The sequence below is a fragment of the Tateyamaria omphalii genome (assembly GCF_014651375.1).
Taxonomy (GTDB): Bacteria; Pseudomonadota; Alphaproteobacteria; order Rhodobacterales; family Rhodobacteraceae; genus Tateyamaria; species Tateyamaria omphalii.
Window position 1 is genome coordinate 365,659 of the sequence record NZ_BMWT01000003.1, and the last position, 25,966, is coordinate 391,624.

The following is a 25,966-nucleotide window of genomic DNA, read 5'->3' on the forward strand; positions in this document are numbered from 1 at the left end:
TGGGGCCAATAAGCCGTGTCAGCACGTTGAACATCGTCGATTTTCCTGTGCGCGACACGCCGAAGCTTGGCGGTTGTCTGGCCAGATTTCGCTGTCAGCGAAGTGCCCCGCAATACAGGTGCATCACCGTACGCCAGCTCGACACTCTCAAGAGTGATTTCCAGCACGCCCTCCGGCGCTGGTTTGGCGTTTGGAGGAGAGGTCAAAGCCAAGGGCTCTTTGACATGCTCGATGAATGGCGCGGCGCCTGCGATGGACCTGAAATTGCTCCGAGCCGCCACATCGATCAAAAGCGAAACCTATGGCCGTGAACCAGATCATGAACTGATCGATGGTTTTTTCGTCCGAGATGATGTCGATCATTGCCGGGATGACTGCGCCGCCCAATGCCATGCGCGTCTTGGCTCCAATCGATTGATTGGTCAGGCCGGGATAGTGTCGCGCCTGGTAAGCTCCTCAGGCATTCGGCCCAACTTGAAAAATTCCATGAATAACCTCGTCCAATCGCGTTGAAAGACCTACGCGCATGCCGCGCGATTTGTGCGCTTGCTTCCTCACATATCGATACCCGTCAACGCAAGCATCGTCCAAACCGGGTCGACACTGATCGCAATACCAATAAGAACGATAAATCCCAGGAAATTTCGGTCTGCCCCGTTGATTACGGTCCGCCAGACATCGCAAGCGGCGCGACGGCGCCTTGCATGCGTTGGGTCAGGCAGTTGGGGTGCGACTGGTGAAAGGCACCATCCTGCAACATGATCCGGCTGAGAAGGTCCATGCGAAGGGCGGCCGAGGTTTAAGCGCCGTGCGCGTCAGGATCAGCTTTTGAATGACGGATGATGCGGCGCGTAAAACGAAAATTGCGATGATATAGTTACCGACCCAGATCAACATCCCCGAGTTTCCCTCAACAAAAAACTGGTCGAACATGGGCCGCATCAGGTCACTGCACGCGCCCAGCATATATCCTTCGATCAGCATGAACAGGACGGCCACGTTCATCAAGCCGGTGTGTTTCTTGAGATAGCCGTGCCAAATCCGACGCAGCAGCTCACGGGAATCTTGGGTCGAGGTGAAGGGAGCTTTGGGCTCAGTCACGCGTTGTGTCGGTCGGCGTTCAGCCGCGCTCCGGTAAGGTGGGTTGTGTTGAAGATCTGGCGCGGCAGACGTTGCGGGGCAAGTGCAGCAGATTGATTGACGCTGGGACGCGGCGCGTTACGGTGCGCCGGTCAATTACATGGCGGAGAGCATTCATGACATCACCATCCAAAGGTCGTTCGGGGCGCGAGTATCTGGCTATTCCCGGCCCCTCGGTGATGCCTGACGCGGTTTTGCAGACGATGCACCGCGCAGCGCCGAACATTTATGCGGGTGAAATAGTGGACATTGCGGCTAGTCTGGTCCCGGACCTCAAGCTTGTGGCCCGCGCAGAAGGCCATTTGGCCATGTATATCGGCAATGGTCACGCCGCGTGGGAAGCAGCACTCGCCAATGTGGTTGCACCCGGTGACACGGTGCTGGTGCCTGCAACGGGTCGCTTTGCGCATGGATGGGCTGACATGGCCAAAGGGCTTGGTGTAAGAACGCAAATCCTCGATTTCGGCAAGCGTGCGCCTTGGGACATGGATCAGATTGCAGACGCTTTGCACGCGGATGCATCGCACAAGATCAAGGCCATTTTGGCCGTGCATGTCGATACATCGACTTCGGTGCGCAATGACGTTGCTGCATTGCGCGCCTTAATGGACGATGTGGGGCACCCAGCCTTGTTGATGGCCGATTGCATTGCTTCGCTGGGTTGTGATCGCTTCGAAATGGATGCTTGGGGTGTCGATGTGATGGTGGCCGGATGCCAGAAAGGGCTTATGGTCCCGCCAGGCATGGCTTTCGTCTTTTTCAACGATAAGGCAGACGCGGTCCGCCGCGCAATGCCGCGCGTCAGCCGCTACTGGGACTGGTCACCGCGCGCCAACCCTGAAGAATTCTTCATGTATTGGAACGGCACTGCACCCACGCATCACCTCTATGGCCTGCGTACCGCACTCGACATGATCCACGCCGAGGGGATGGAGGCGATCTGGGCGCGCCATGAACAGCTTGCCCGCGCAATCTGGGCCGCGTGCGAGGCATGGGGAGAAGGCGGGCCACTGGAGCTGAACGTGGCGGATCGTGTCAACCGGAGCTGCGCTGTGACCGCCCTGCGTCTGGAAAGCCCGCACGCCACGGCGCTGCGCGACTGGACCGAACAGAACCTGGGGCTGACATTGGGGATCGGTCTGGGTATGGCCCCACCCGGAGACCCGGCATGGCACGGCTTCTTCCGCCTCGGCCATATGGGGCATGTGAACGGGCATATGATCATGGGCCTGCTTGGCGGGATCGAGGCCGGGCTGTCCGCACTCAGTGTGCCGCACGGATCCGGCGCGTTGGAGGCCGCGGCAAAAGTGATTGCCGAAGGCTGAACGACAACACGCATGGCAAGCCACAGGGGCGAAAGGCCAGCGCATATGGATGAGCACTACAAGGATCAGGCGCTCGTTGCGCTCTATGACACGGTCAACACATCGCGGGACGATTTTGACTTCTACCGCGCCCGGCTGCCCAACCTGCCTTGCCGCATCCTTGATATTGGATGTGGGACAGGAACGTTCGCGGTCGAACTCGCTGACGCAGGTTATACCGTCACTGGGATCGATCCCGCCGCCGCAATGATCGCTGCCGCACGCGCCAAATCCGGGGCGGACAAGGTGAATTTGGTGGTCGGCGAGGTGTCGGACCTGGGTCACGACACGTCCTTCGATGCTGCCGTCATGACCGGCCACGCCTTTCAATGTCTGCTGCACGACGATCAAATCGTGGACCTGTTTCAAAACGTTGCGCAGCGCCTGACAGGACGCGCATCATTCTGGTTTGAAACGCGCAACCCATCGGTCAAACCATGGACGCGTTGGACTCCGGACCGCGCTGGGCCACCGATTGCACTTGCAGACGGGCACCGCCTGCAGGTCACGCATGATGTCCAGGCGGTTGAAGGTGAATACGTCACCTTTTCCGAGACATACACGATCAACGAAGGCCAAGAGATGGGGTCGACGCAAAGCTGCCTCCGCTTCCTCACGTTGCCGGCGATCAAAGCGTTGGCCGAACGTGCAGGCCTGTTTGTTCACACGGCGCGTGGGGACTGGACCGGAGAGGCGTTTGACGAAAGCAGCCCCGAAATTATCGTCGAACTCAAAAGATCGGGCACATAGTCACAGCGCTGTTCAGACCTGTTTGCCCCGCCGGATGGAGGCGGCCTGCCGCCGCGCGGCCCAGACCCTGCCACGCTCGATCAGGTGGTTCACGCCAAGTCCCAGAAGCATCGCGGCAATCAGGCCCCAGATGGCCCAGATCGCAACAAGGATCCACGTGATGTTTACCCCGAACATCACGATACAGGCATTTGTGTAGTTGGGCGCGGTTCCGATGTTGTGATCGTCCATTGCAGCCTCCGGGTCTTCACCCTCGACTATAATGCGGCAATCGGCCCTGTCAGCCCTTTCTCGCGTGATTGAGAGCGGTTGGGAGCGCAGCCGCAAAGGCGTCGAGATGTTCAGCCGTGCCACAGCTGATCCGGATGCAGCGGTTTTGTGGCGCGGCAAAGGGCATGCGCACAAAGATGCCTTGTGCAATCAAACCATCCAGAACGGCCTTGGCAAAAACACCATCAGCGCCGCAATCGAGGGCAACAAAGTTGGTGGCCGAGGGCAGGGCGCTCAGCCCGTTGTCGCTTGCGATCCGGGCAATCCGATCCCGCGCTGCGCCAATCTGCGCCTGCACGTGAGCCAGATAGGATTGATCGTGCAGGGCGGCCAAGGCGCCAGCTTGGGCGGCGCGGTTCATGCCGAAATGGTTGCGCACCTTGTTAAACGCATCAATTAAGGGGGCCGCCCCAATGGCGTAACCAACACGCGCCCCGGCAAGGCCATAGACTTTTGAGAAAGTGCGCATACGGATCACACGCGGGTCGGCGGGATCAATCTCCGGTGCCGTGCCATGCGGCGCGCATTCAATATAGGCCTCGTCCAACACCAGCACGCAACCATCCGGCAACGTGTCCAGCGCGCGTTCCAGAACCGCGCCATCATGCCATGTGCCCATCGGGTTGTCCGGGTTGGCAAGGTAGACCAGCTTCGCACCGGTCTCGGCCGTCTTGGCAAACAGGGCAGCGGGGTCCTCGTGATCGTCTTTGTAAGTGACGGTGTGCAACGTGCCGCCATGGCCAGCGACATGGTAGTTGAAGGTTGGGTACGCCCCCAGGGATGTCACCACGTGATCACCCGGCCCAACGAACAGCCGCACAAGGTAACCCAGCAAACCGTCGATCCCTTCACCGACCATGATATGCTGCGCGTCGATGCCATGATGTGCCGCAACAGCCTCACGCAGATCGTGGTTTTCCGGATCACCGTATTTCCAGATGTCCACCGCGGCCATGGCCTCGGCCACTTTGGGCGAGGGGCCAAACACGCTTTCATTGGCGCCCAGCCGCGCCGCGAAGGTTGCGCCGCGCGCGCGTTCCTGCGCTTCGGGGCCAACAAAGGGCACGGTGGAGGGCAGGCTGGTGGTGAGCGGTGTCAGGCGAAGATCGGTCATGGTCCGAGGGGTAGCGCGGCACGCCATGACGGGCAATGCCCTTACGTTCTGCTGGTGCGCCACGCCGGTTTGAGGTTCTCTGACTGCAAAGGAGATTGCTCATGTCTGATCGCGTATCCGTCACCTACGAAAACCACATCGCCCATGTCCGCCTGACCCGCGCCGAAAAGATGAACGCGGTCGATCAGGCCATGATCGACGGGATCATCGCCGCCGGGAACGAGGTCGCCGCCAGCAAGGCCCGCGTCTGCGTGATCTCGGGCGAGGGCAAAGGGTTCTGTGCAGGCATCGATATCGGCGGCCTGGGCGCCATGATTGGCAAGGATCCGGTCGAGTTGATGATGCCGCGCACCCATGGGATTGGCACCACGAACCAGTGGCAAGAGGTGTCCATGGTCTGGACCCGTCTGCCCATGCCCGTCATCGCTGCCGTGCACGGCGTGTGTTTCGGCGCGGGTATGCAACTGGCGCTGGGCGCGGATATCCGGATTGCCGCACCAGATGCGCGCTTTGCAGTGATGGAGATGAAATGGGGCATCGTCCCGGATATGGGTGGCATGGTTCTGATGCCACGGCTGTTGCGGTCGGACGTGATGCGCAAGCTGACCTACACGGCTGAACCGGTTGCCGCCGAAAAGGCCGAGGCTTTGGGCCTTGTCACCGAATTGGCAGATGATCCGCTGGCGGCGGCTATGGAATTGGCTGAGGCATTGACGCTGAAATCACCAGCCGCCCTGCGTGCCGCCAAGGCCCTGATCGGATATGCCGAGACGCATGAACCTGATGACATCCTGCTGGAAGAGAGCCGGGCGCAAGCGGGTCTGATGGGCACGCCCGAACAAATGGAGGTCGTCGCGGCGCAGATGCAAAAGCGGGCGCCTGTGTTCAAAGACTAAGGTGTGATACCGCGCCTGCAAACGCATTGACTGCGGGATGCTGGCGGTAAGTTCCAAACGATGTGCTGTTTGGGCGCTGCTCCGGCCATACAGCGATGGGTCAACGTCACCTGAATGCCGCACTGACCTCGCGTTTTCAGACCAGTGCCGCGTCCACAGCCAGGCCGTACACGCATCTAGTTTTCTGCTGTGATCGGTATTTGAAAGTGCCGCGCAATCTTGGTGGCAGTCTCCGCAGGTGCTGTCTTCTCCGTGGACAGGCTCAGACAGTTGTCCCGCGCTATTGCCGTGAAGTTGCTGCTCTCCAAGTAGGTCCTGAGGGTTTCGGGGCTTGCGATCTTTCCTTTTTGCGCACGCTCGGGTGCAGATACGCGAGACAACAAAGTATCTTCGGAGCAAAAGAGATGAACGGGTACGAGCACGCCCCCATATTCCTGAACCGCGCGTTCATAATCACTTACAAGGGGGGCGTCCTCGGGATGGCTGTATGCGGCAGTTGTAATAAGCCGCGGCACATCAGCTTTCGCAGCGCCGCGCAACGTTGTGACACGAAGATCATGCACGAGGTCCCAAAAGCCTGGCGCAGCGAAACCGAATACCATTCTCGCGATATCGATGGCCGCATGATTGTCAACGAGCGGTGAGCCGGTCAGCAATGCCAGCGCTCGCGCAACCGTCAGCTTACCAGTGGCGGGCGCGCCATGAATAAGAAACAGTCTCATGTCTGCGCAGGATAGGGGCGGAGCGGAGGCGCATCAATGCCGTCGCGGCCCAATCGCAAAAGCTCTGGCGCCTGTGTTCAAAGACCGAGGTGTGAAAGCGCCTCGGTGCGTCGTTGGATGCTGAATTCCAACGCGTGCGTTCAGCCGCTTTATTGGTGTTTCTCTTGTGCCGTCTCAGGCATGATAAAGCGATCCAGTGGGATCTCGGCAATGCCTGTAATCTCGACCATCAGCCTTTGATCATAAAGCGATGACACTTCCAGCGTCGTGGTAACAGGAAATGGTGCTTCAAAGAATTTCGCCCGCACCTCGCCACACCCCATGAACGCTTGAATGTCCGTCGTGAACTGCTGAAGAGACACGATGTCGCTCATCTTTCCGCCCATCGCCTCCAGGATGGCCGCAATATTGCGCAAGACCTGCGCCACTTGCGCCGCCATATCCCCGTCACCCACAACCTGACCGTCAGGGTCGAGCGCGACCTGTCCCTTGAGGTAGATCGTCTTTCCGTCTCCCGAGATGACGGATTGAGAAAACGCGCCAAACGGGCTCCAGACATGTGGTGGGTTGAAACTTTTTGCCATGTTGCATGTCCTGTCTGCCGCTCAATGCGAAGCCATTGACCGTTATTCGACACACTAGCGCCTCCAAGCCGATCAAGCGACAACAAGTCGTCGATGGCACCTCTACCCGGCAGTGCGTCTTGCTTGGGGCGTGCGCGGAATGCTCTGAACCCGCTTCTATGTGCTGCATGAAATGTCGGTGGGCCACCTATGGCCTTGTCACTCAAGCGACCAAACATGCGTGCTTGATGGCCCTACCTCAGCCACCATATGTATTCCCGCTGGAACGAATGAGGGACGTCAAGACATGGTCCTCCCATACATCTGCGATCTTTAGATACTTGCGGGCATAGCCTTCTTTCTCAAACCCCAGGCGTTCCAGCAACGCGCCGGAACGTGTGTTGGCGGGCATGTAGTTTGCCATCACACGGTGCAGCCCATACCTGTCGAAGACAGCCGGTATTGTGACCGAGAGTGCCTCATACATGAGGCCCCGACCTTCGTGGTTGTGATCAATTGAATACCCCAAATAGCACGCCAGAAAGGCACCGCGCGTCACGTCGTTAAAGTTGCAGAGACCTATGATCTCTGCGCAGCCGGTCAGCCTAATGGCGAAATGATAGGACGAACCAGACGCGTTGTTGCTTTCCTGCGCAGCCGCACGCGCCTGCCAGGCCTCAAGGCTGTGATGGTCGGGAACTCGCGCAGGTTCCCAGGGCCGAAGATGTGTTTCATTGCGCTGGTAGTAAGCGAAGATTGGTTCTGCATCGTCGGCTGTCACAAGCTCAACATGTGTTCTGTCAGAAACAATCATGTGGTGAACCAACGCTGCTCGTGCTTGCAGCGCGACCTTGGATGGATCGTGGACAGGGGTCAATACGCGTGCCGGCTAATGGTCTCTGAACACGGCGTCGGCTGTGAGTGGAAGCATTCACGACATCGATCTGGCTGACGACAGGCGTCAAACTGCAGCTTCTGAAAGGGCACAGACAACATGCAATAACCCTGTCCCCGGGCTTGCGCTGATCAGCTCGAAATATTGCTGCATCCAGCCAGTGCGTCAGGATCATTGATCACTTTGATCTTGCTGCTGCCTTTTCATTTGTTGCGCAGGTGCGCAATATTGTTGCGCCGATGCCACAGGGTTTCCCCAGCGTCATTTCCACTGTTGAACGAATCTCCAAACCCCGCCGATACAGCGCCTCCCGACAGTTCAGGTCGGACCCTAGCGGCAAGAGGTGATCACTCTTCCGGTGCGGGCGGCGCTGCCGACCTCGTATGCCAGGGCCGGGTTGACCAAAGGGACGTGGTTTAGGTCCACGCACGATGTGTAGCTCAATCGGTAGAGCATCAGACTGTTAATCTGAGTGTCGCGGGTTCGACTCCCGTCACAACGACCATGGGTCAAGTGGAAACACTTTGGGTTCGACTCCCATAGGGGCCTGCAAGGGCTTCACCATTTTCGGATCCGGGGTTGTCCTAGCAGGGGTGGACCTCGTGGCGTGGTCGTTTCGGCGGCTTTGCCAAAGGGTCCGCACCTGCTCTGATCGATAGTCGGGCGCGGGGTTGATGATGTTTGACGTGCCGGTCCGGGCCGGGTGGATTTCGATCTGCCCCATGCCCCGATTTGCGCTGCGGCGTCCGCTCCTCCCCGGCTCCACCTTCGGTTTCGGCGCGGGGCGGCTCCGGGTCTTTTCTGCCCTTCACGGGGCTTCACACCTGTCAGCCGTTCTGGCTGCAACCCCCTGAAAACCAAAAAGGAGTTCGCGCTTTGCGACGACGATGATCCGAAAGATATGAAGGAGAGACGACATGACACTGATAGATTTTGTGATGGGCCGGCGGATGCTGACCCTGACGGAAACCGAGCGGGCGCTGGTGATGCGCAAGGGCCGGTTTGACACCATTCTAGGCCCCGGACGGCACGGTGTTGCACGGCGCAATACGGACGTTCTGGTGTTCGACATGTCGGACCCTCATTTCAAGTCGGACTACATCGACGCGCTTGTGAAAACGCGGCCCGATCTGGTGGAGGCGCATCTGACTCAAGTGCGGACCGGTGCGGACGAGGTGGCGATCCTGAACCGGGATGGCCGGGCGTTCGAGGTGGTGACACCGGATCACCGGACCTTTGTCTGGACCGATGCGGGGCCCTGGACGGTGGATCGGGTTGATCTGTCGGACGGGCACGAGGTGCCGCAAGCGCTGGCGCAACGTCTGATGCGGTCGGGTCTGACCCGGGCGCTGACCTCGACCGAGGTGTCTGCTGGTTACGTGGGCATCCTGTCTGTTGACGGGGTGGTCACGCGGCAGGTCGCGCCTGGCACGCACTGGTTCTGGATGCTGGGTCGGAAGCACCTGATCAAGCTCGTTGACACCCGGTGGCAGGCCCATGAGGTTGGCGGGCAGGAGATCCTGACCCGGGACCGGGTGTCGCTGCGGGTGAACCTGTCGGCGGATTACCGGGTGACCGACCCCATGCGGGCGGTGGCCGAGGCTAAGGATTTTGTCGCCGCACTTCACCTGTCGCTGCAGTTGGCGTTCCGGAAAACCCTTGGGGCGCTGACGCTGGACGAGGTGCTGGCTGACAAAGTGTCGGTGAGCGCCGAGGCTGCGGCCGGGGTCCGGTCTGAGATGGCTGGTCTGGGCATCGAGGTGGGTGAGATCGCTCTGAAAGACGTGATCCTGCCTGGCGAGATGCGGGACATCCTGAACCAGGTTGTCGCGGCCCAGAAAGAGGCTGAGGCCAACGTGATCCGGCGGCGGGAGGAAACGAACGCCACGCGGTCGCTGCTCAACACGGCTAAGGTGATGGCGGAGAACCCCGTCATGCTGCGGCTGAAAGAGCTGGAAGCGTTGGAGACGATTGCCGGCAAGGTCGAACGGCTGACCGTGCACAACGGGGCCGAAGGGCTGATGCGGGACATCGTCAGGCTGCAGGACTGAAGCAAAGGGCCGATCCGGGTTTGTCGGGTCGGCCCGTTTTTATGCGGACGCGGCAAGCCGCGACGCGATGTTTTAGGGGGCGCTGCCCCCGCGCGTGCCGCGCTCCCCCGAGGTATTTTCAGCCAGAAGAAGAGGTTAGAGTTCCTTGAGGCGGGTGAGCGCTTCCTGGAGTTTGGCTTCTTCCTCTTCGCGCAGGGCGAGGTTGGCTTTGGTTTCTTCGACCACTTCGGCGGGTGCGCTTGTCGCAAATTTGGGGTTTTTGAGCCGTCCGCGCAGGCCGCCGAGTTCCTTGGCCAGCTTGCCGAGGGTCTTTTCGAGCCGGGCGATTTCTTCGCCGACGTCGATGACATCCGCGAGGGGCAGGCCGAAGGTGCCGCCGGAGATCGCCAGCGCCACGGTGCCTTTGGGGAAGTCATCGGATTCTGTGAGCGATTCAAGTCGTGCGAAGCGGTGGATGAGCGCCTTGTTGCGCTCGTAAGACGCTTTTGCGTCGGGTGAGAACCCTTTGACAACGCAAGGGATATAGGCCCCGGCGGGGACGTGCATCTGGGCGCGGGCGGAGCGGATGGCTTCGATCAGTTTGATCACCCAGTTGAGTTCGGCGTCGGCGTCCGCGTCCACCAGATCGGTGGTGTAGGTCGGCCAGTCGGCGTGGATAAGCCGTTTGGGCCGGTCCTTTTGTCCCCAAAGCTCTTCGGTGATGAAGGGCATGATCGGGTGCAGCAGGAGCAAGCATTGGTCGAGGACCCAGGCATAGGTGGCCTTGGTTTCTGCGATGTCTTCCGGCGTGCCTTCGTCGAAGATGGGTTTGGTGAACTCCAGATACCAGTCGCAGAAGGTGTTCCAGGTGAATGCGTAGAGGGCCGAGGCCGCGTCGTTGAAGCGGTAGTCGGTGAGGGCCTGGTCCACCGTTTCGCGCGTTTTGGCGATTTCGCCTTTGATCCAGCGGTTGAGCGGGTGTTTGGTGTCAGGGACGTTCGCGCTATGCGGCAGGTCGAAGACGCCCCGCATCTCGCCATAGCTGGCGGCGTTCCAGAGCTTTGTGCCGAAGTTGCGGTAACCTGCGATGCGTTGGGTGTCGAGTTTGAGCGTGCCGCCGAGCGAGGCCATGGCCGCGGAGGAGAAGCGCAGGGCGTCGGCCCCGTATTCCTCGATCAAATCGAGCGGGTCCATGACGTTGCCGGTGGATTTCGACATCTTCTTGCCCTTGGCGTCGCGGACGAGGCCGTGCAGGTAGACGGTGTCAAACGGGATTTTGTCGGTGATCGCGAGTTGCATCATCATCATGCGGGCGACCCAGAAGAACAGGATGTCCTGACCGGTGATGAGGTCCGAGGTGGGGAAGTATTTGGCAAGTTCCTCGGTGTCCTCGGGCCATCCGAGGGTGCCGATGGGCCAGAGGCCGGAGGAGAACCAGGTGTCCAGGACGTCGGGGTCGCGCTCGATACCAACCTGCACCAATTCACCTCCATCTTGGCCGTCGGCCCATTCGGCAGAAAACAGGTGTGTATACTCGACCGGCACCGTGTAGTGCCTACGCGCCATTTCGAGTGCCTCTTCTTCGGTTGAAGCACAAAACAGATAACTGTCCCCTGACGGAGAAAGCTTCCCAGGTCCTTGCGCAAAAACCTCGTCAACTACCGGACCCATCCAAACCGGGATCTGGTGCCCCCACCAGAGCTGGCGCGAGATGCACCAGGGTTCGATGTTTTCCAGCCAGTGGAAATAGACCTTCTCCCCGCTCTCGGGGAGGATTTTGACATCGCCATTGCGCACCGCATCGAGCGCGGGGCCGACGATCTTGGCGCTGTCCACGAACCATTGGTCCGTCAGCAGGGGTTCGATGACCACTTTGGAGCGGTCGCCGAAGGGTTGCATGATGGGTTTGTTTTCAACATAGGGGCGCGTTTCGGGGCCGTCTTCGGTCTCGACCGTTTCCATGACCGCATTGCCCTCAGCCGTGATGTCTGCAACTACGCGCGCGCGCGCTTCTTCGCGGGTGAGGCCGCGATAGGCGTCGGGCACGAGGTTCATGGCGGCGATCACGGACTCGTCCGGCAGGGGCACATCGCCATTGGCGATTGCTTGCGCGGCGGCAGCCTCTTCGGAGTAGGGTTTGCCGTCGGCGCGCATCGCGGCCTTCGTGTCCATCAGGTTATACATCGGGATGCCGCCGCGTTTGGCGACCTGATAGTCGTTGAAGTCGTGCGCGCCCGTGATCTTGACCGCGCCCGAGCCGAAATCTGGGTCGGGGTATTCGTCGGTGATGATCGGGATCAGGCGGCGGTGCTCTTTCGGCCCGACCGGGATTTCACAGAGTTTTCTGACGATTGGGGCATAGCGTTCATCGGATGGGTGAACCGCAACAGCCCCATCGCCCAACATCGTTTCTGGCCGGGTCGTAGCGATGGAGATGTAGTCGCGTTCCTCGGTCAGCGTGACATTGCCGTCTTCGTCTTTCTCGACATAGGTATAGGTCTCGCCCCCGGCGAGCGGGTATTTGAAGTGCCACATGTGACCGGCAACTTCGAGGTTTTCGACCTCGACATCGGAAATGGCTGTTTCAAAATGCGGGTCCCAGTTCACCAGCCGCTTGCCGCGGTAGATCAGGCCTTTGTTGTACATCTCCACAAAAACCTTGATCACGGCATCGTGGAAGTTGCCTTCGTTGCCTGCAGGCGCACCCGGCGCGCCAGACATGGTAAAGGCCTCGCGCGACCAGTCGCAGGATGCGCCGAGGCGCTTGAGCTGGTCGCGGATGGTCCCGCCGGATTCCGACTTCCATTCCCAGATCTTCTGGGTGAACGCGTCGCGCCCCAGTTCGGTACGGGAGGGTTGTTGGGTTTCAGCCAGCCGCCGTTCGACAACCATTTGCGTGGCGATGCCTGCATGGTCTGTGCCCGGCTGCCAAAGCGTGTCAAATCCGCGCATCCGGTGCCAGCGCGTCAAGATGTCCTGCAACGTGTTGTTAAAGGCGTGGCCCATGTGCAGGACGCCCGTGACGTTGGGCGGGGGGATCATGACGCAATAGGTGGCCGCATCGGTACGCGCGTTGGCGCCCGCCTTGAAACAGCCCGCCGCTTCCCAGTCGGCATAAATGCGGGCTTCGGCCTCTTTTGCGTTGAATTTACCCAGTGCCATGGCGCTGATCCCTCTGTGTGATTGCCGCGTGAGATAGCGGTGTGGGGGGGTGAAGGGAAGGGGCTTTCGGGCAGGTAGGCCGTGCGATAAGGTCCACGGCATGAAGGACTACACGAATGGCCCCGCGCCTGGTTTTTTCATCATGTGGTGGAACAAGGGCGCGCTGCTTCCAGTCGCTTTGACCGTGTTCGTGCTGTTGCTGACCTATGGCAGCTATCAATCACTCAAGCTGGGCTTGGCTTTCGATGCACGAGGTGTCGTTATTGAGGCGACCGCTACGGATCGACGTGAGCAGCGCGTGCGCCGAAATGATCGGACGGAAACAGATTGCTACGTGACATTTGAATACAGGGCCGAAGGCGCGATTCAATCGGTCGAACGTAAGGTTGACCGAGGCCTTTATCGATCGCTTGTTCCAGGCACTCCACGCGACATTCGCTACCTGCCGGAGCGACCCCGCCGGATGGAGTATACCATTGGCAAGACCTGGCGGGACGGGCAGGTCAGTCGGTGGATTGCGTTGGTCTTTGGACTTGGGGCACTGGGGGCCTTCTGGTGGACGGCGCGGCCCGCTGTCGAAGCGTTGCGCGCGCGCAAGTTCGGGCGTGTGGAATGGGCCAAGGTGCTGCATATAGATGAGCGGATCACGCAAACTAAGCGTGGCAAGAAGACAAGGTATGTACTTGTCTGGGAAGACAGCCAGGGCGCGCGCGGCGAAAGCTTGGCGTCCAGTCTGCAAAGCCGATATTTCCGGTATGATCCGGGTTCGGATATCGAGGTTTATCGCGACAGTCGGGGCAAGACGTGGTGGGTCGGCGATGTCGGCCCTCGGGCAACCGCACCAACGGTGCCGGATGCAGGAAAGTCCGTGTCGTAACTGGTGCTGGACACCGCGCACGCACGCGATAGGTTCGCCCGTAACAACGCCCCCAGGCAGACAGGAGTGCTCCCATGGAAAAGTTTGGTAAATCCCAGCCCGTGAAACGTCGTGAAGATGTGCGGTTCCTGACCGGAGAGGGGCGTTACGTGGATGACATCGCTCCAGCCAATGCGTTGCATACATTCGTGTTTCGGTCCCCGGTTGCTCATGGCGTGATCACGGAACTGGATGTGAGCGACGCGCGCGAAGCGGATGGGGTGCACGCGGTCTATGTGCTGGCGGACCTTGAAGTGGCAGGCATGAATGTCGGCATGCAGGGGGCAACGGTCAAAAACCGCGATGGCACGGATGGGGCCGCCCCTGAACGTCCCATCCTGGCGCGGGGTCGCCTGCGCTTTGTGGGCGAACCTGTGGCTGTGATCGTGGCCGAAACACTGGTGCAGGCCCGGGACGCGGCTGAGATGATCATGCTCGACTACGATGATCTGCCAGCCAAGATGGACATGGCCTCGGGGGGCGAGACGGTACACGCCGAAGCGCCCGACAATGTCGCCTATGACTGGCATATGGGTGATGAGGCTGCGACCCAAGCGGCCTTTGACGCCGCGGCGCGCGTCGTGTCGCTGGATGTGGGGGACAACCGCATCATCGTGAACTCGATGGAGCCGCGCGGCTGCTACGCAGAACCCGAAGGCGACCGCGTGCATGTGGCGATCAACGGGCAGGGCGTGTGGGGACCCAAAGACCAACTTGCCAAGGCGCTGAACATCCCTGCGGATGATATCCGCGTCACCAACCCGGACACGGGCGGCGGCTTTGGCATGAAGGGGATGATGTATCCAGAATACTTCGTGGTGGCCCATGCCGCGCGCGACCTGAAGCGTCCCGTGCGCTGGATGTCCGAACGGACCGAGGCGATGTTGTCGGACAATGCAGGCCGCGATCTGACTTCGCTGACCGAACTGGCGTTTGACGAAAACCACCGCATCATCGGTTACCGCGTCTTCACCGAGGCGAATATGGGGGCCTATAACTCCCAATACGCACAGGCCATTCAGACCCAACTGTTCAGCCGGGTGCTGACAGGCGTCTACGATATGCCCGCGGCCTATCTGCGGTCTGTCGGCTACTACACCAACAGCACCCAAGTGGATGCGTATCGGGGTGCGGGTCGGCCCGAGGCGATCTACATCCTGGAACGTGCCATGGACCGCGCGGCGCGCGAGTTGGGCGTGGACCCGCTCGAGTTGCGCCGCATTAACTTCATCAAGCCAGACCAGTTTCCCTACGCCACGCTGGTGGGCGAGACCTATGATGTGGGTGACTTCGATAAGGTGCTGCGCCGGGCCGAGGCCGAGGCGGATATCCCCGGCTTTGCCGCGCGCAAAGCTGCCGATGCGGCAGAGGGGCGCCTGCGCGGTCTGGGCCTGTGTTACTATATCGAAAGTATTCTCGGTGATCCTGCCGAGAGTGCGAAGGTCGAATTTACGGATGAGGGCCGTGTGAATATCTATGTCGGCACCCAATCGAACGGGCAGGGGCATGAAACTGTCTATGCCCAGTTCCTGGCGGATCAGACGGGGATTCCGGTCGACATGATCGACGTGGTGCAAGGTGACAGCGACCGCATCAAGCAGGGTGGCGGCACCGGCGGGTCCCGCTCGGTGACCGTGCAGAACACGGCAACGCTGGCGACGGTATCGGCGATGACCGACGCGTTCGTGGCCTTTCTGAGCGAAGAAGAGGGCGTGCCTGCCTCTGATATCGCCTTTGATGATGAACAATTCCGGATCGAGGGATCGAACATGACCCCCACCATGCTGGAGGTTGCTGACATGGCCCGCGAGAAGGGGCGCGAGGACCTGCTGGTCCATGAACAGCGCACCAAGCTCGAGGCGCGCAGCTTCCCCAATGGCTGTCATGTTACAGAAGTTGTAGTGGATCCCGACACCGGCGTTGTGACAGTTGATCGCTACGCGGTCGTTGACGATTTTGGTAATCTTATCAACCCGATGCTGGCCGAAGGGCAGGTGCATGGCGGTGTTGTCCAGGGCATCGGACAAGCGCTGACCGAGCATGTTCAGTTCGATGAAGACGGCCAATTGCTCACGGCAACGTTCATGGATTACGCCTTGCCCCGTGCGGATGATGTTCCCTACATCGGGTTTACGTCCGAGCCGGTTCCGTCAACCGCGAATGTCATGGGCATGAAGGGCTGCGGTGAGGCTGGCACGGTTGGAGCGTTGGCTGCGGTGTCCAACGCGGTGCAGGATGCGCTGTGGGAGCACGGCGTGCGGCAGGCAGATATGCCATTCACACCGATGAAGGTTTGGGACTTGATGAAGGATGCTCGGATCGCGGCTGAATAAAACCATCTCGAACTGGCTGAAAAGCCGGTTCGGGGCAGGTCTGCCAAGGGTGGCTCCGCCGACGCGGGGCCAGACGATCCATGTCATTATCATCGACGGAACCATGTCCACCCTTGATCCCGGCGACGAAACCAATGCCGGGTTGACGGCCAAGCTGCTGGGCGAAATGGGCAGCGAGGTGTCCCTCTACTATGAGCCCGGTTTGCAATGGTCCCATTGGCGCAAGGCAGGGGATGTGATCTTTGGCCGTGGCATCAACCGTCAAATCCGGCGCGCCTATGGCTATCTGGCGTCGCGCTACCGGCCCGGGGACAAGGTGTTTCTGCTTGGATACTCGCGTGGGGCCTATGCCGTCCGGTCTCTTGCCGGGATAATCGATCGCGTGGGCCTGTTGAAGCCGGAGGCGGCGACAGAACGCAACATTCGGGACGTCTACCGTCACTATGAATGCAGCCCGGATGGCGATGCGGCGCGCATTTTCGTGCGCAACAATTGCCATGGTCAGGTCGAGATCGAGATGATCGGGGTGTGGGACACTGTGAAGTCTCTTGGCCTCAACATGCCGTTCCTGTGGCGGCTGAGCGCGCCACGCCACGCCTTTCACAACCATCAACTGGGCCGGTCCGTGAAACACGGTTTTCACGCAATCGCCCGGAACGAAACCCGCGTCGCCTATGCGCCTGTGATGTGGGACACGACGCAGGATTGGGACGGGCATCTCGTCCAGATGTGGTTTCGCGGCGTGCACGGTGACATTGGCGGCCATCTGTCTGGCCGGCGTGCATCGCGTCCGCTGGCCAATATCCCGCTGGTTTGGATGCTGGAACAGGCCGAGGCCTGCGGTTTGCCCTTGCCTGAAGGCTGGGCAGCACGGTTTCCGCAGGATGCCGAAGCGCCGTCCATGGGAACCTTTGCAGGGTTTGGCAAATGGTTCATCACGCGCAAGCCGCGCCGTGCCGGGTTGGACCCGTCCGAGCGGGTACATCCATCCTTGGCTCAGGCTCCGCCGCCACGGTCCTGGTCGGAATGGGTGGCCGATCTACGGGGGACGGGGGCGGACGCTCTTTGACCCTTGGGGTCAAATTCGCCCCACCCACCGTCCCGTAGCGATCAGCGCAGTTTCATGATGATGCAGGTTGTGGAGCCGGTCGCATAGAGCTTGCCGTCTTCCACGCCGCGGATTTCGCCGGTGGCCACACCCGTGCTGCGCCCTGCGTGATCGACGCGCCCGGTGCACGCGATTTCTATTCCCAGCGGGATGCCACGCGTGAGATTTATCTTGTATTCCAGCGTTGTATAGACAGATCCGGCGGGCACCTTTGTCATCACGGCGCAAGCCATCGCGCTGTCGAGCAGCGTGCCGTACCAGCCGCCATGCACTGTGCCCATCGGGTTTGTGACATCGAACTCTGGCGTGCCGCGAAAGGTTACTTCGCCGTCCCGTACCTCGTGCAAAGCGTACCTAAGCGTATGGCCGATGGGTGGTCCCGGGACAGTGCCGTCCAGAATGCCCTGCATGAAGTCCAGACCGGACATCGACAACAGTTCTTCCTGGCTGGGCAGGTCTGCAAGGTCTTTGGCGAGGCGGGGCATCTGTTTCTCCGGCTTGATTTGCCGGAACGGTAGTCAGATCAGACCGATTGGTCTAGTGGCAAATGAAGCTGGAGGTCATCCCCCGCCCGTCGGGCCTCGAAGTTTATCGGTGAGAAGAAGGAGATCAGGCGACGTTGCGCATCTGCCTGGGCCGGACAAGTCCCAGGGCGCGGCAGACTTTGAGCGTCAGGTCGGGGCGGTTGAGCGTGTAGAAATGAAGTTTGTCCACGCCCTCGGTGACGAGCGTATCGCACAGGTCAGCACAATGCGTCAGGGCAAAGAGTTGAGCCCGATCTTCACGGTCGGCTCGATCGAACGCGGTGGCAGTCGCCACTGGGATGGGTGTACCGCATTTTTCCGCAAAGCTGCGCGCGCGCGTCCAATTCGCCACGGGGAAGATGCCGGGTGTGATGGGCGCGGTGATGCCAGCGGCAACACATGCATCGCGAAAACGCAGGAAGCTGTCTGCTTCAAAGAAGAACTGGGTGATCGCCTCGGATGCGCCTGCATCAATCTTGGCCTTCAGCCAATCGATATTCTGCTGGGCCGAGGTCGCATCCGGGTGGCTGTCGGGGTAGGCACCCACGCGGATCGTGAATTGGCCCATATCCGACAGAGCACGGATCAGATCGACGCTGTGGGCAAAGCCGTCTGGGTGCGGCTCAAACGCACCGCCGCCCTGTGGATCACCACGCAGGGCCACGATGTCCTTGACCCCACTGGCTGCATATTTCTCCGCCGTGCGCAGAACATCATCCCGGCTTTGACCTGTGCAGGTCAGGTGGGCCGCAACAGGCAGGCCGGATGTCTTGCGCAGGGTCCGGGCTGCTTCCTGAGTCAACGATTGCGTCGTGCCACCGGCGCCATAGGTCACCGAGACAAAGCGCGGATTCAGCGGGGTCAGTGCCTGTACCGTGTCCCACAGGTGGAATGAAGCGTCGAGGGATTTAGGGGGAAACGTCTCGAACGACAGGGCGACATCGGGCGTGGGCATGCGGCAGGCTCCTTTGGGCTTGTTGCACCATGCCTCGATGCGTATCTTGAGGCAAATTCATAACTCTCAAGATAAAGATGAGTTTCATATGCATATCGAATTTCGCCACCTGCGCACGATCAAGGCCATTCACGAGGCGGGTGGCCTCGCACGGGCGGCTGATCAGCTGCACATCACGCAGTCCGCACTGAGCCATCAGATCAAGGGGCTCGAAGATCAGGCAGGCGTTGAGCTGTTTGTGCGCCGTTCAAAACCGCTCAGGTTGTCTGCTGCTGGCCTGCGCCTGTTGCGTCTGGCCGAACAGGTCCTGCCGCAGGTCGAAGCGGCGGCGGCAGAGTTTTCCGCTTTGCGCGATGGCTCTTCGGGCCGCTTGCACATCGCCATCGAATGCCACGCCTGTTTCGAATGGCTGTTCCCGGTGCTTGAGACGTTCCGCAAAAGCTGGCCGGATGTGGACGTGGATATTCGTCCCGGCCTTGCTTTTGATGCGCTGCCTGCGCTGATCAAGGAGGACGTTGATCTGGTCGTATCGTCTGACCCAGAGGATCTGCCGGGTGTCACGTTTGTCGAACTCTTTGATTATGCACCGGTTTTTGTGGCGACCTCCTCCCATCCGCTGGCGCAGAAAGCCTATGTCGAGGCCACTGATTTTCGGGACCAGACCCTGATCACCTATCCGGTGGAGCGCACGCGGCTGGATGTATTCAGCCAATTGCTCATCCCGGCCAAGGTCGAACCCGTGGCGGTACGGCAGGCGGAGCTGACGGCCGTTATCCTATTGTTGGTGGCGTCAAATCGGGGCGTGTCGGTGCTGCCTGATTGGGTGGTGCGCGAGGTGAAATATTCAAGTGACTATGTCACCCGGCCCCTGACCGCACAGGGTTTGACGCGGCGGCTCTATGCCGCCGTGCGCGATGACGATCTGGGCAAGCCCTATATGGGCAAACTTATCGAACTGGCGCGGGTCGAGGCGAAGAAACTGCAGGCGGCCTAGGGTCGAGGGCGGCTCTGTTTGCTGCGCAAATGCGCCCGCCCACCGACCCCGGCGCACATCACGCCATCAGTTTCACGATCTGTTTGCCGACATTCTTGCCCTCCAGCAGGCCCATGAATGCCTTGGGTGCGTTTTCCAGACCCTGTGCAATGTCTTCGACCACCTTGATCTCTCCGCTTTGCACTTTTGGTCCAACTTCGGTCAGGAAGGCGGGGAACCGGTCCCAATGGTTCGAGATGATGAAGCCGTTCACGCTGAGGAAATTCACCAAAATGGGGCGCCACAGGGCGGGGGCGGACAGTGCAGTATCCGCGCCTGCGCCCAGACCACCGGCATTGTACCAAGAAATCATGCCGCAAATCGGAATGCGCCCATGCGGGTTCATCAGCGGCATGACCGCTTCCAGCACCTTGCCGCCGACATTTTCAAAGTAGATGTCGACGCCCGTGGGGGCAGCGTCCTTGATGGCAGCGCGCAAGGACCGCGCGGTGTCATGAGCGCGGTGGTCGATACAGGCATCAAAGCCGAACGTGTCGGTGGCCAGGGCACATTTCTCGGCACCACCCGCAATTCCAACCGTGCGCAACCCCAGTGCCTTGGCAAGTTGTCCCACCATGGATCCAACCGGGCCGGTTGCAGCAGCGACCACAAGGGTTTCACCCTCTTTGGGGCGCCCGTACTCCATCAGCCCATGCCATCCTGTGAAGCCCGGCATGCCCAAAACGCCAAGTGCGGTGGTCACTGGCGCAATCTGCGGGTCCAGTTTGCGCAGGGTCGACGGGTTGGCCACGGCATGGGTCGTCCAACCGAACATGCCCAGCACCATGTCGCCAACCGCGAACCCGTCCGCAGTGGACGCGATCACTTCGCCCACGCCGCCGCCCTCCATCGTCCCGCCAATCGGCACCGGGGCCGCATAGGATTTGGCGTCATCCATGCGCCCGCGCATGTACGGGTCAAGCGACATGTAATGCACCCGCACCAGCACCTCGCCTGCACCCGGAGTGGGAATCGGGGCTGTTTCCAGCGCAAAATTGTCTGCTGTTGGCGCGCCAGAGGGGCGGCTGGTGAGGGTGATGTGCTGCATCTGGTCGGTCATGGGGTTCTCTCCTTGCGTGTGGGGGCAGGTGATCAGTCTCTTGCCCCCTTGGCAACCGTCTGTGGGCGGCGTATAGCGCGCCCTTGATCTTTCCCATCCCCGGAGCGTCCCGATGCAAGGCAGCGCAAATCTCAACATCATGATGAAGGCCGCGCGCAAGGCAGGCCGTTCGCTGGTCAAGGACTTCCGCGAGGTAGAGAACCTGCAGGTGTCGATGAAGGGTGCGGGCGACTTCGTGTCCAAGGCTGATCTTGCCGCCGAAGAGATCCTGCGCGAAGAGCTGCGCACAGCGCGCCCCAATTATGGGTGGCTGGCCGAAGAGGGGGGCGAGGAAGACGGCGAAGATCCCACGCGCCGCTGGATTGTCGACCCGCTGGATGGCACCACGAACTTCCTGCACGGGTTGCCGCATTGGGCTGTGTCCATCGCGCTCGAACACAAGGGACAAGTTGTGGCGGGCGTCGTCTATGATGCCGCCAAGGACGAAATGTTCTTTGCCGAAAAGGGCAGTGGTGCCTTCATGAACGACACCCGCCTGCGGGTGTCTGGCCGCCGCCAGCTGATCGAAAGCGTGTTTGCGACAGGTCTGCCTTTCGGTGGGCGCTCTGATCTGCCCGAGACGCTGAAGGAATTGGCACGCTTGATGCCAACTTGTGCCGGGGTGCGCCGCTTCGGCTCTGCCGCGCTGGATTTGGCCTATGTCGCAGCGGGCCGCTATGACGGCTATTGGGAACGTCGCCTGAACGCGTGGGATCTGGCTGCTGGCCTGTTGATCGTGCGCGAGGCAGGGGGTCTGGTTGAGCCGCTAACCGAAGGTGGAAGCATCCTTGAGGATGGTGAGATCATCTGCGCCAACGAACACATGTTCGCACCTTTGGCGAAGATCATCCGCGTCTAAAGCCGTAAACCCTCCGGCATCGGCCCACTAGCTTTCCGACGGTGCATCCGACGGGTGATTCACGCCGTCATTCCATTGGATCGGTTCGTGTTCTGCAGGGTTCACACCCTCGAGCGCGCCCATGTTGACGCCGATCTCGTCCGGGTTCGAACGGCGGTTATGGTACATGTAGATGCCGCAAATATTGCAAAAATGGTGCTTCGCCGTCTTTGTGCCCCACTGATACGTGGTCAGGTGCTCGGCGCCCTTTGCGATCCGCACACCATCCTTGGGGGCGGTCACTGCCGGCGCAGCCCGACGGCGGCAAAAGGAACAATCGCACCGCCCGGCGGTGGCAAGGCCATCACTCAGCGTGACCTCAAGCACGACAGCACCGCAATGGCAGGACGCTCTCATCGCCGCACCCTCGGGATGCGCGAGGCGGTGTAGCGTACTTCCGGATGCGGCGGGTGCCCATCCGTGCGCTGCCAGAACCCCGGTCCCCCAAGCCGCAGCCAAAGCGGAATGGTCAGCAGAACACCGGCGATAAACCCGCCTGCATGGGCCCAATACGCTACGCCGCCTCCATTCGGGTCACTGCCGACACCGCCCACGAATTGCATGCCAAACCAGACGGCCAGCATGATCCACGCAGGGATCGGGAACACCCGGAAGATGATGATCAGGATCAGCAGAATGTCGATGCGCGCCTTGGGAAACAGCAGCAGATAGCCCCCCATCACACCCGCAATGGCGCCCGATGCCCCCACAACCGGCACCACCGATCCCGGAGCAGACAGAATGTGGATCGCGCTCGCCGCAACCCCGGTGGTCAGGTAGAACCCCAGAAAGGGCAAATGGCCCATCTCGTCCTCAACATTGTCGCCAAAGATGTATAAAAACAGCATGTTGCCTGCCAGATGCAGCCAGCCACCATGCAGGAACATGGATGTCAGCAGCGTCGAAAACCCGTCCCCCGACAGGATGCGCGCCGGGATCGCAGCATAGTCGAAAAAGAACCGGTTCAGGGCGCGGTCATCGGCAAACAGACTGACGTAGCTCAGGAACACCACGACATTGACCGCCATCAGCGCGTAGGTGACATAGGGCGTGCGGCCCGAAGGGTTATGATCGCGGATCGGAAACATGGGGGCACAGTTGGGGTTGGAGCAGCAGGCGTCAAGCACTCAGGAGGCTGGACATGTCATTTCCAGCCAACCGATCCGGGCACAACAGCGCAATTTTTCTAAGCAAACGGGAACACTTCGCCAAACAATTGTCTTTTTTCCCCGGTAACACGTCAAACAACACGCGCATTGCTGACTGGAAAAATGTAAGATGGCCACAGACCTAACGTCGAAGACACCCCCAGCTATGTTCCTTGAACAAGAGGCGGGGCGCTATCACTACAACCGTGTCTTCACATTCTTATCCTGGGGTATTTTTGGTGTGGCGATGCTGACGCCGCTGGCGACGCTCCAGGTTTTTGCAGATCCGTCCAGCTCTGACATGCAAAACCTATTGGCACTGATCGCACTTTTGATCAGCCCGGTTCTGGCGTTGACGACCTATAACCTCGCCCGGAATTTCAAAGAGATCAGGATTGATCGCGCGGGCATCAAGGTGCTGCCCTATGGCTTGCACATCGCGTCCGAAGATATCGATGACATCCGTTATGGCAAAAATTTCGCGGGCGTCAGAACGATTGAGATCAAGGTGAACAAACCCTACAGGGTGTTCCAGATGGTGCTGTGGTCGCTGGGCCGGAAAATTACGCTGGGTTTCAACCCGAAACTGTTCACCCATGCCCATGGTGAAGCGAACTAGCCGCACAGACCGGCGACGATTTGATCCGCTACGGGGCGAACGCCCTTGCTACCACGCATTGGCAGTGTGGCGCCCATGCGGCGATCTCCCCGATTGGCGTCTTTGGCGAAGAGCGCTACCTTTTTGATATGCAGCCCGAGCAACCCAATCCGCTCATCCGCCTTTTTCTCAACGGCACCGCCGTGGGGTTCGCCCTCTCGGCCCTGTTCGTCACGGGCATCTGGTTGCTTGATATCGCGGGCATTCACACCCGCGCCGCGCAAAGTGACGATGCGTTCCTGATCCTGTTCATCCTGTGGTTCTTTCATGGCCTCCTGTTCGGGGCCGTGCAGATCAGTTATGTGGTCTGGCAAATCGGTCGGGACGGCCAGTAGATCAAGGGAACCACCATGCGCGCTATGCAAGTCACCGCCCTCGGGCAACCGCTCGAGCTGCGCGAGATCGACACGCCAAAACCCAAGGCAGGCGAGGTGCTGGTGCGCATCCACACCTGTGGTCTGAACTTCGGCGATACGTTGATCGTCAAAGGGACCTATCAGGAAAAACCGCAACTCCCCGCCACGATCGGGATGGAGATGTGCGGCACGGTCGAAGCACTGGGCGAGTGCGTCACACATCTCAAGCCGGGTCAACGCGTTGCCGCCTATGCAGGTTTTGGCGGGCTGGGCGAATATGCGTCCCTGCCTGCAAATATCTGTGTGCCCATCCCCGATGACATGACCGAGGTGGATGCCGCCGCCTTCCTCGTGGCTTATGGCACCAGCCATGTCGCGCTTGACTACAAGGCGCATCTGCAACCGGGCGAGCGGTTGCTTGTGCTTGGGGCCTCCGGCGGGGTCGGTTTGACCGCAGTCGAACTGGGCAAGCTCATGGGGGGCGAGGTGATCGCCTGCGCGCGTGGTGCGGACAAGTTGAAAATCGCCTCCCATGCTGGGGCGGATCACCTGCTGGACAGTGACACCTGCGATCTCAAGGCGGATGTCAAAACCCTTGGTGGTGCCGACGTGGTCTATGATCCTGTCGGCGGCGACCTCTTTGACGCCGCCCTGCGCGCCTGCAACCCCGAGGCGCGACTGCTGCCCCTAGGCTTCGCTTCGGGCACTGTACCGCAAATCCCGGCCAACTATCTGCTGGTGAAAAACCTGCACGTGCTTGGCTTCTACTGGGGCGGTTATATGCGGGTGAACCCAAAGGTGCTGACCGACAGTTTCGAGGTACTTTTTGGCTGGTTTGCCGAGGGTAAGCTGAAACCTCATGTCAGCCATGTACTGCCGCTGGAACAGGCTGATGAGGGGCTCGACCTGCTGCGCACCCGCAAGGCGACGGGCAAAGTCGTGATCCAAGTCGATGGCTGACGGTTCACTCAGGCACACTTTCCGGTTTTAACCTTGGCGCGCGTTGGCTTTGGAGAAACCTGACCGAGACCAGAGCTAACCACTGCGTCCCCGGACGGGTCTGCGGCCGCTGCTTCGTGACTTCTGCCGCTCACGTAGAAACACAAACAGACCGGCACCGAGGATCAATAGAATGCCGATCCAGACCTCCAACACCGGCAGGTCCCCGAACACCGCCCAGCCCCAGAACACAGCCAAGGGCAGGCCAACATATTCAAAGGGCGCAACTGTCGCCGCATCGGCCAATCGGTAGGCTTGGCTCAGGCAGTAGCCGACAATGGCTGAATTCAAGCCCAAACCTAAAAAGACCCATATATCAGTGCCTTGTGGCCAGACCCAAGCGCGCAGCAGAAAGATGACCGATCCATTGGTTGCGCCCTCAGCGTAGCGTCCGTCACCTGCCGCGACAAAAAAACCAAGGGACACGATGATAAAGGTTGTCTGGATGTAGACCGCCATGGCACTGGCCTTGCTGGCCACGCCCAGTTTCCGCGTAAGTATTTGATTCAAAGCGTAAGTCAGCGCCGACAAAACTGGCAGCAGCAAAACGATCCTGCTCACGGAAAGCGTATCCGCATCTGCCCAGGGGCGCTGCATGATGAGCACCCCGGCAAATCCGATGGCAACTGCGGACAGGCGCAACACGCCAACCCGTTCGCCTAAAATTGGTATAGATAACAATGTGATAAACAGCGGCGCGACAAAGAATAGGGCGGTCACGTCCGCCAGAGGCAGCACCGCCAGCCCCACGAAAAAGGTCATGTTGGCGATGACGATCAGAATGCCCCGCAACGCGTGCTGCCAGGGCGTGTTGGTGCGTAGAATGCCAAAGCCACCTTCATATTGCACGATGATCAGGCTGATCAGAATCCCAATTCCCGAACGCGCAAACACGATCTGGTGCAGCGGGTATTCCCTCGATAACTCCTTGATCAGCATATCATTTATTGAAATGCAGAATACACCGATCAGCACGCACAAGATACCCAGCCCTGCGATGTTCTGACGCGTGTTTTCCATGATCTCTGCCTAT

Annotated in this window: 26 protein-coding genes and 1 tRNA gene; 14 read left to right on the plus strand and 13 right to left on the minus strand. The window is 60.1% G+C overall.

The features are described from left to right. The first annotated feature begins 252 nt into the window (after nt 1-252). Complete coding sequence (locus tag IE087_RS12470; protein ID WP_189369673.1) at nt 253-513, plus strand: hypothetical protein; 261 nt, start codon at nt 253-255, stop codon at nt 511-513. Nucleotides 514-714: 201 nt separating this feature from the next. Here the strand turns inward: IE087_RS12470 and IE087_RS12475 are convergent, their stop codons facing one another. Next, nucleotides 715-1,101: a 6TM ABC transporter family protein gene (locus IE087_RS12475; RefSeq protein WP_189369674.1), complete on the minus strand. Its 387-nt coding sequence runs from the start codon at nt 1,099-1,101 to the stop codon at nt 715-717. A 155-nt stretch (nt 1,102-1,256) separates the two neighbouring features. Between IE087_RS12475 and IE087_RS12480 the strand changes: the two genes are divergently transcribed. Together IE087_RS12480 and IE087_RS12485 are read left to right on the plus strand one after the other, a co-directional pair. After that, entirely contained in the window at nt 1,257-2,465 is a 1,209-nt protein-coding gene (locus IE087_RS12480) for a pyridoxal-phosphate-dependent aminotransferase family protein (RefSeq protein ID WP_189369675.1), read from the plus strand. 45 nt (nt 2,466-2,510) lie between these two features. Continuing rightward, a complete protein-coding gene (locus tag IE087_RS12485; RefSeq protein ID WP_189369676.1) occupies nt 2,511-3,254 on the plus strand; it encodes a class I SAM-dependent methyltransferase in 744 nt (247 codons plus the stop codon). Nucleotides 3,255-3,266: 12 nt separating this feature from the next. Here the strand turns inward: IE087_RS12485 and IE087_RS12490 are convergent, their stop codons facing one another. Both IE087_RS12490 and IE087_RS12495 read right to left on the minus strand, forming a co-directional pair. Then, complete coding sequence (locus tag IE087_RS12490) at nt 3,267-3,485, minus strand: hypothetical protein (RefSeq protein ID WP_189369677.1); 219 nt, start codon at nt 3,483-3,485, stop codon at nt 3,267-3,269. Between the two features lie 49 nt (nt 3,486-3,534). Further along, nucleotides 3,535-4,638, minus strand: coding sequence for a pyridoxal phosphate-dependent aminotransferase (locus tag IE087_RS12495; protein WP_189369678.1), 1,104 nt, complete (start codon nt 4,636-4,638; stop codon nt 3,535-3,537). A gap of 101 nt (nt 4,639-4,739) precedes the next feature. On the opposite strand from IE087_RS12495, the gene IE087_RS12500 reads away from it, so the two are divergent. After that, complete coding sequence (locus tag IE087_RS12500) at nt 4,740-5,534, plus strand: crotonase/enoyl-CoA hydratase family protein (protein WP_189369679.1); 795 nt, start codon at nt 4,740-4,742, stop codon at nt 5,532-5,534. A gap of 176 nt (nt 5,535-5,710) precedes the next feature. On the opposite strand, the gene IE087_RS12505 is transcribed toward IE087_RS12500, so the two are convergent. From IE087_RS12505 to rimJ, 3 genes are all read right to left on the minus strand, one after another. Then, complete coding sequence (locus IE087_RS12505) at nt 5,711-6,256, minus strand: P-loop nucleotide/nucleoside kinase family protein (protein WP_189369680.1); 546 nt, start codon at nt 6,254-6,256, stop codon at nt 5,711-5,713. 149 nt (nt 6,257-6,405) lie between these two features. Then, nucleotides 6,406-6,840, minus strand: a complete 435-nt coding sequence (locus tag IE087_RS12510; RefSeq protein ID WP_189369681.1) for a RidA family protein — start codon at nt 6,838-6,840, stop codon at nt 6,406-6,408. 238 nt (nt 6,841-7,078) lie between these two features. After that, complete coding sequence (gene rimJ / locus IE087_RS12515) at nt 7,079-7,633, minus strand: ribosomal protein S5-alanine N-acetyltransferase (RefSeq protein WP_189369682.1); 555 nt, start codon at nt 7,631-7,633, stop codon at nt 7,079-7,081. A gap of 510 nt (nt 7,634-8,143) precedes the next feature. Here rimJ and IE087_RS12520 point away from each other — a divergent pair. Continuing rightward, a tRNA-Asn gene (locus tag IE087_RS12520) sits at nt 8,144-8,219 on the plus strand. Between the two features lie 412 nt (nt 8,220-8,631). Then, a complete protein-coding gene (locus tag IE087_RS12525) occupies nt 8,632-9,765 on the plus strand; it encodes a slipin family protein (protein WP_189369683.1) in 1,134 nt (377 codons plus the stop codon). A 135-nt stretch (nt 9,766-9,900) separates the two neighbouring features. On the opposite strand, the gene IE087_RS12530 is transcribed toward IE087_RS12525, so the two are convergent. Beyond that, nucleotides 9,901-12,906, minus strand: a complete 3,006-nt coding sequence (locus IE087_RS12530; protein WP_189369684.1) for a valine--tRNA ligase — start codon at nt 12,904-12,906, stop codon at nt 9,901-9,903. A gap of 100 nt (nt 12,907-13,006) precedes the next feature. Between IE087_RS12530 and IE087_RS12535 the strand changes: the two genes are divergently transcribed. From IE087_RS12535 to IE087_RS12545, 3 genes are all read left to right on the plus strand, one after another. Continuing rightward, on the plus strand, nt 13,007-13,783 hold the full coding sequence (locus IE087_RS12535; protein ID WP_189369685.1) for a DUF3592 domain-containing protein: 777 nt from the start codon (nt 13,007-13,009) through the stop codon (nt 13,781-13,783). 74 nt (nt 13,784-13,857) lie between these two features. Further along, nucleotides 13,858-16,155 (plus strand): xanthine dehydrogenase family protein molybdopterin-binding subunit, encoded by a 2,298-nt coding sequence (locus IE087_RS12540; RefSeq protein WP_189369686.1) that lies wholly within the window; start codon nt 13,858-13,860, stop codon nt 16,153-16,155. Beyond that, a complete protein-coding gene (locus IE087_RS12545; protein ID WP_189369687.1) occupies nt 16,133-17,224 on the plus strand; it encodes a T6SS phospholipase effector Tle1-like catalytic domain-containing protein in 1,092 nt (363 codons plus the stop codon). Before IE087_RS12540 ends, IE087_RS12545 begins: the two co-directional genes overlap by 23 nt. 41 nt (nt 17,225-17,265) lie before the next feature. Here IE087_RS12545 and IE087_RS12550 read toward each other — a convergent pair whose 3' ends face one another. Next, nucleotides 17,266-17,748, minus strand: coding sequence for a PaaI family thioesterase (locus tag IE087_RS12550; protein ID WP_189369688.1), 483 nt, complete (start codon nt 17,746-17,748; stop codon nt 17,266-17,268). Nucleotides 17,749-17,872: 124 nt separating this feature from the next. After that, nucleotides 17,873-18,742: a methylenetetrahydrofolate reductase gene (locus IE087_RS12555; protein ID WP_189369689.1), complete on the minus strand. Its 870-nt coding sequence runs from the start codon at nt 18,740-18,742 to the stop codon at nt 17,873-17,875. 88 nt (nt 18,743-18,830) lie between these two features. Between IE087_RS12555 and IE087_RS12560 the strand changes: the two genes are divergently transcribed. Beyond that, nucleotides 18,831-19,736 (plus strand): LysR family transcriptional regulator, encoded by a 906-nt coding sequence (locus IE087_RS12560; protein WP_189369690.1) that lies wholly within the window; start codon nt 18,831-18,833, stop codon nt 19,734-19,736. Between the two features lie 58 nt (nt 19,737-19,794). Here IE087_RS12560 and curA read toward each other — a convergent pair whose 3' ends face one another. After that, the gene (gene curA, locus IE087_RS12565; protein WP_189369691.1) at nt 19,795-20,835 is read right to left on the minus strand and encodes an NADPH-dependent curcumin/dihydrocurcumin reductase; all 1,041 of its coding nucleotides are present in this window, start codon (nt 20,833-20,835) and stop codon (nt 19,795-19,797) included. Between the two features lie 112 nt (nt 20,836-20,947). On the opposite strand from curA, the gene IE087_RS12570 reads away from it, so the two are divergent. Next, nucleotides 20,948-21,733: an inositol monophosphatase family protein gene (locus IE087_RS12570; protein ID WP_189369692.1), complete on the plus strand. Its 786-nt coding sequence runs from the start codon at nt 20,948-20,950 to the stop codon at nt 21,731-21,733. A 27-nt stretch (nt 21,734-21,760) separates the two neighbouring features. Here IE087_RS12570 and IE087_RS12575 read toward each other — a convergent pair whose 3' ends face one another. Together IE087_RS12575 and IE087_RS12580 are read right to left on the minus strand one after the other, a co-directional pair. Next, entirely contained in the window at nt 21,761-22,129 is a 369-nt protein-coding gene (locus IE087_RS12575) for a GFA family protein (protein ID WP_189369693.1), read from the minus strand. Then, nucleotides 22,126-22,860: a rhomboid family intramembrane serine protease gene (locus tag IE087_RS12580; RefSeq protein ID WP_189369694.1), complete on the minus strand. Its 735-nt coding sequence runs from the start codon at nt 22,858-22,860 to the stop codon at nt 22,126-22,128. Before IE087_RS12580 ends, IE087_RS12575 begins: the two co-directional genes overlap by 4 nt. A gap of 226 nt (nt 22,861-23,086) precedes the next feature. On the opposite strand from IE087_RS12580, the gene IE087_RS12585 reads away from it, so the two are divergent. The 3 genes from IE087_RS12585 to IE087_RS12595 are packed head-to-tail and all read left to right on the plus strand — an operon-like array spanning nt 23,087 to nt 24,894. Beyond that, nucleotides 23,087-23,539, plus strand: a complete 453-nt coding sequence (locus IE087_RS12585) for a hypothetical protein (protein ID WP_189369695.1) — start codon at nt 23,087-23,089, stop codon at nt 23,537-23,539. A gap of 20 nt (nt 23,540-23,559) precedes the next feature. Further along, on the plus strand, nt 23,560-23,913 hold the full coding sequence (locus IE087_RS12590; RefSeq protein WP_189369696.1) for a hypothetical protein: 354 nt from the start codon (nt 23,560-23,562) through the stop codon (nt 23,911-23,913). 15 nt (nt 23,914-23,928) lie between these two features. Next, nucleotides 23,929-24,894, plus strand: a complete 966-nt coding sequence (locus IE087_RS12595; RefSeq protein WP_189369697.1) for an NADPH:quinone oxidoreductase family protein — start codon at nt 23,929-23,931, stop codon at nt 24,892-24,894. A 75-nt stretch (nt 24,895-24,969) separates the two neighbouring features. Here the strand turns inward: IE087_RS12595 and IE087_RS12600 are convergent, their stop codons facing one another. Next, entirely contained in the window at nt 24,970-25,953 is a 984-nt protein-coding gene (locus tag IE087_RS12600; RefSeq protein ID WP_189369698.1) for a DMT family transporter, read from the minus strand. Nucleotides 25,954-25,966: the final 13 nt, after the last annotated feature.

Excerpts from the sequence above, each read along its gene's own strand:
- IE087_RS12600 (WP_189369698.1), bottom strand. The coding sequence starts at position 25,953 with ATGGAAAACACGCGTCAGAACATCGCAGGGCTGGGTATCTTGTGCGTG.
- IE087_RS12490 (WP_189369677.1), bottom strand. The coding sequence starts at position 3,485 with ATGGACGATCACAACATCGGAACCGCGCCCAACTACACAAATGCCTGT.
- IE087_RS12585 (WP_189369695.1), top strand. The coding sequence starts at position 23,087 with ATGTTCCTTGAACAAGAGGCGGGGCGCTATCACTACAACCGTGTCTTC.
- IE087_RS12575 (WP_189369693.1), bottom strand. The coding sequence starts at position 22,129 with ATGAGAGCGTCCTGCCATTGCGGTGCTGTCGTGCTTGAGGTCACGCTG.
- IE087_RS12570 (WP_189369692.1), top strand. The coding sequence starts at position 20,948 with ATGCAAGGCAGCGCAAATCTCAACATCATGATGAAGGCCGCGCGCAAG.
- IE087_RS12550 (WP_189369688.1), bottom strand. The coding sequence starts at position 17,748 with ATGCCCCGCCTCGCCAAAGACCTTGCAGACCTGCCCAGCCAGGAAGAA.
- IE087_RS12510 (WP_189369681.1), bottom strand. The coding sequence starts at position 6,840 with ATGGCAAAAAGTTTCAACCCACCACATGTCTGGAGCCCGTTTGGCGCG.
- IE087_RS12505 (WP_189369680.1), bottom strand. The coding sequence starts at position 6,256 with ATGAGACTGTTTCTTATTCATGGCGCGCCCGCCACTGGTAAGCTGACG.
- IE087_RS12495 (WP_189369678.1), bottom strand. The coding sequence starts at position 4,638 with ATGACCGATCTTCGCCTGACACCGCTCACCACCAGCCTGCCCTCCACC.
- rimJ (WP_189369682.1), bottom strand. The coding sequence starts at position 7,633 with ATGATTGTTTCTGACAGAACACATGTTGAGCTTGTGACAGCCGACGAT.
- IE087_RS12470 (WP_189369673.1), top strand. The coding sequence starts at position 253 with ATGGACCTGAAATTGCTCCGAGCCGCCACATCGATCAAAAGCGAAACC.
- IE087_RS12595 (WP_189369697.1), top strand. The coding sequence starts at position 23,929 with ATGCGCGCTATGCAAGTCACCGCCCTCGGGCAACCGCTCGAGCTGCGC.
- IE087_RS12485 (WP_189369676.1), top strand. The coding sequence starts at position 2,511 with ATGGATGAGCACTACAAGGATCAGGCGCTCGTTGCGCTCTATGACACG.
- IE087_RS12580 (WP_189369694.1), bottom strand. The coding sequence starts at position 22,860 with ATGTTTCCGATCCGCGATCATAACCCTTCGGGCCGCACGCCCTATGTC.
- curA (WP_189369691.1), bottom strand. The coding sequence starts at position 20,835 with ATGACCGACCAGATGCAGCACATCACCCTCACCAGCCGCCCCTCTGGC.
- IE087_RS12555 (WP_189369689.1), bottom strand. The coding sequence starts at position 18,742 with ATGCCCACGCCCGATGTCGCCCTGTCGTTCGAGACGTTTCCCCCTAAA.
- IE087_RS12540 (WP_189369686.1), top strand. The coding sequence starts at position 13,858 with ATGGAAAAGTTTGGTAAATCCCAGCCCGTGAAACGTCGTGAAGATGTG.
- IE087_RS12530 (WP_189369684.1), bottom strand. The coding sequence starts at position 12,906 with ATGGCACTGGGTAAATTCAACGCAAAAGAGGCCGAAGCCCGCATTTAT.
- IE087_RS12535 (WP_189369685.1), top strand. The coding sequence starts at position 13,007 with ATGAAGGACTACACGAATGGCCCCGCGCCTGGTTTTTTCATCATGTGG.
- IE087_RS12480 (WP_189369675.1), top strand. The coding sequence starts at position 1,257 with ATGACATCACCATCCAAAGGTCGTTCGGGGCGCGAGTATCTGGCTATT.
- IE087_RS12525 (WP_189369683.1), top strand. The coding sequence starts at position 8,632 with ATGACACTGATAGATTTTGTGATGGGCCGGCGGATGCTGACCCTGACG.
- IE087_RS12560 (WP_189369690.1), top strand. The coding sequence starts at position 18,831 with ATGCATATCGAATTTCGCCACCTGCGCACGATCAAGGCCATTCACGAG.
- IE087_RS12500 (WP_189369679.1), top strand. The coding sequence starts at position 4,740 with ATGTCTGATCGCGTATCCGTCACCTACGAAAACCACATCGCCCATGTC.
- IE087_RS12545 (WP_189369687.1), top strand. The coding sequence starts at position 16,133 with ATGCTCGGATCGCGGCTGAATAAAACCATCTCGAACTGGCTGAAAAGC.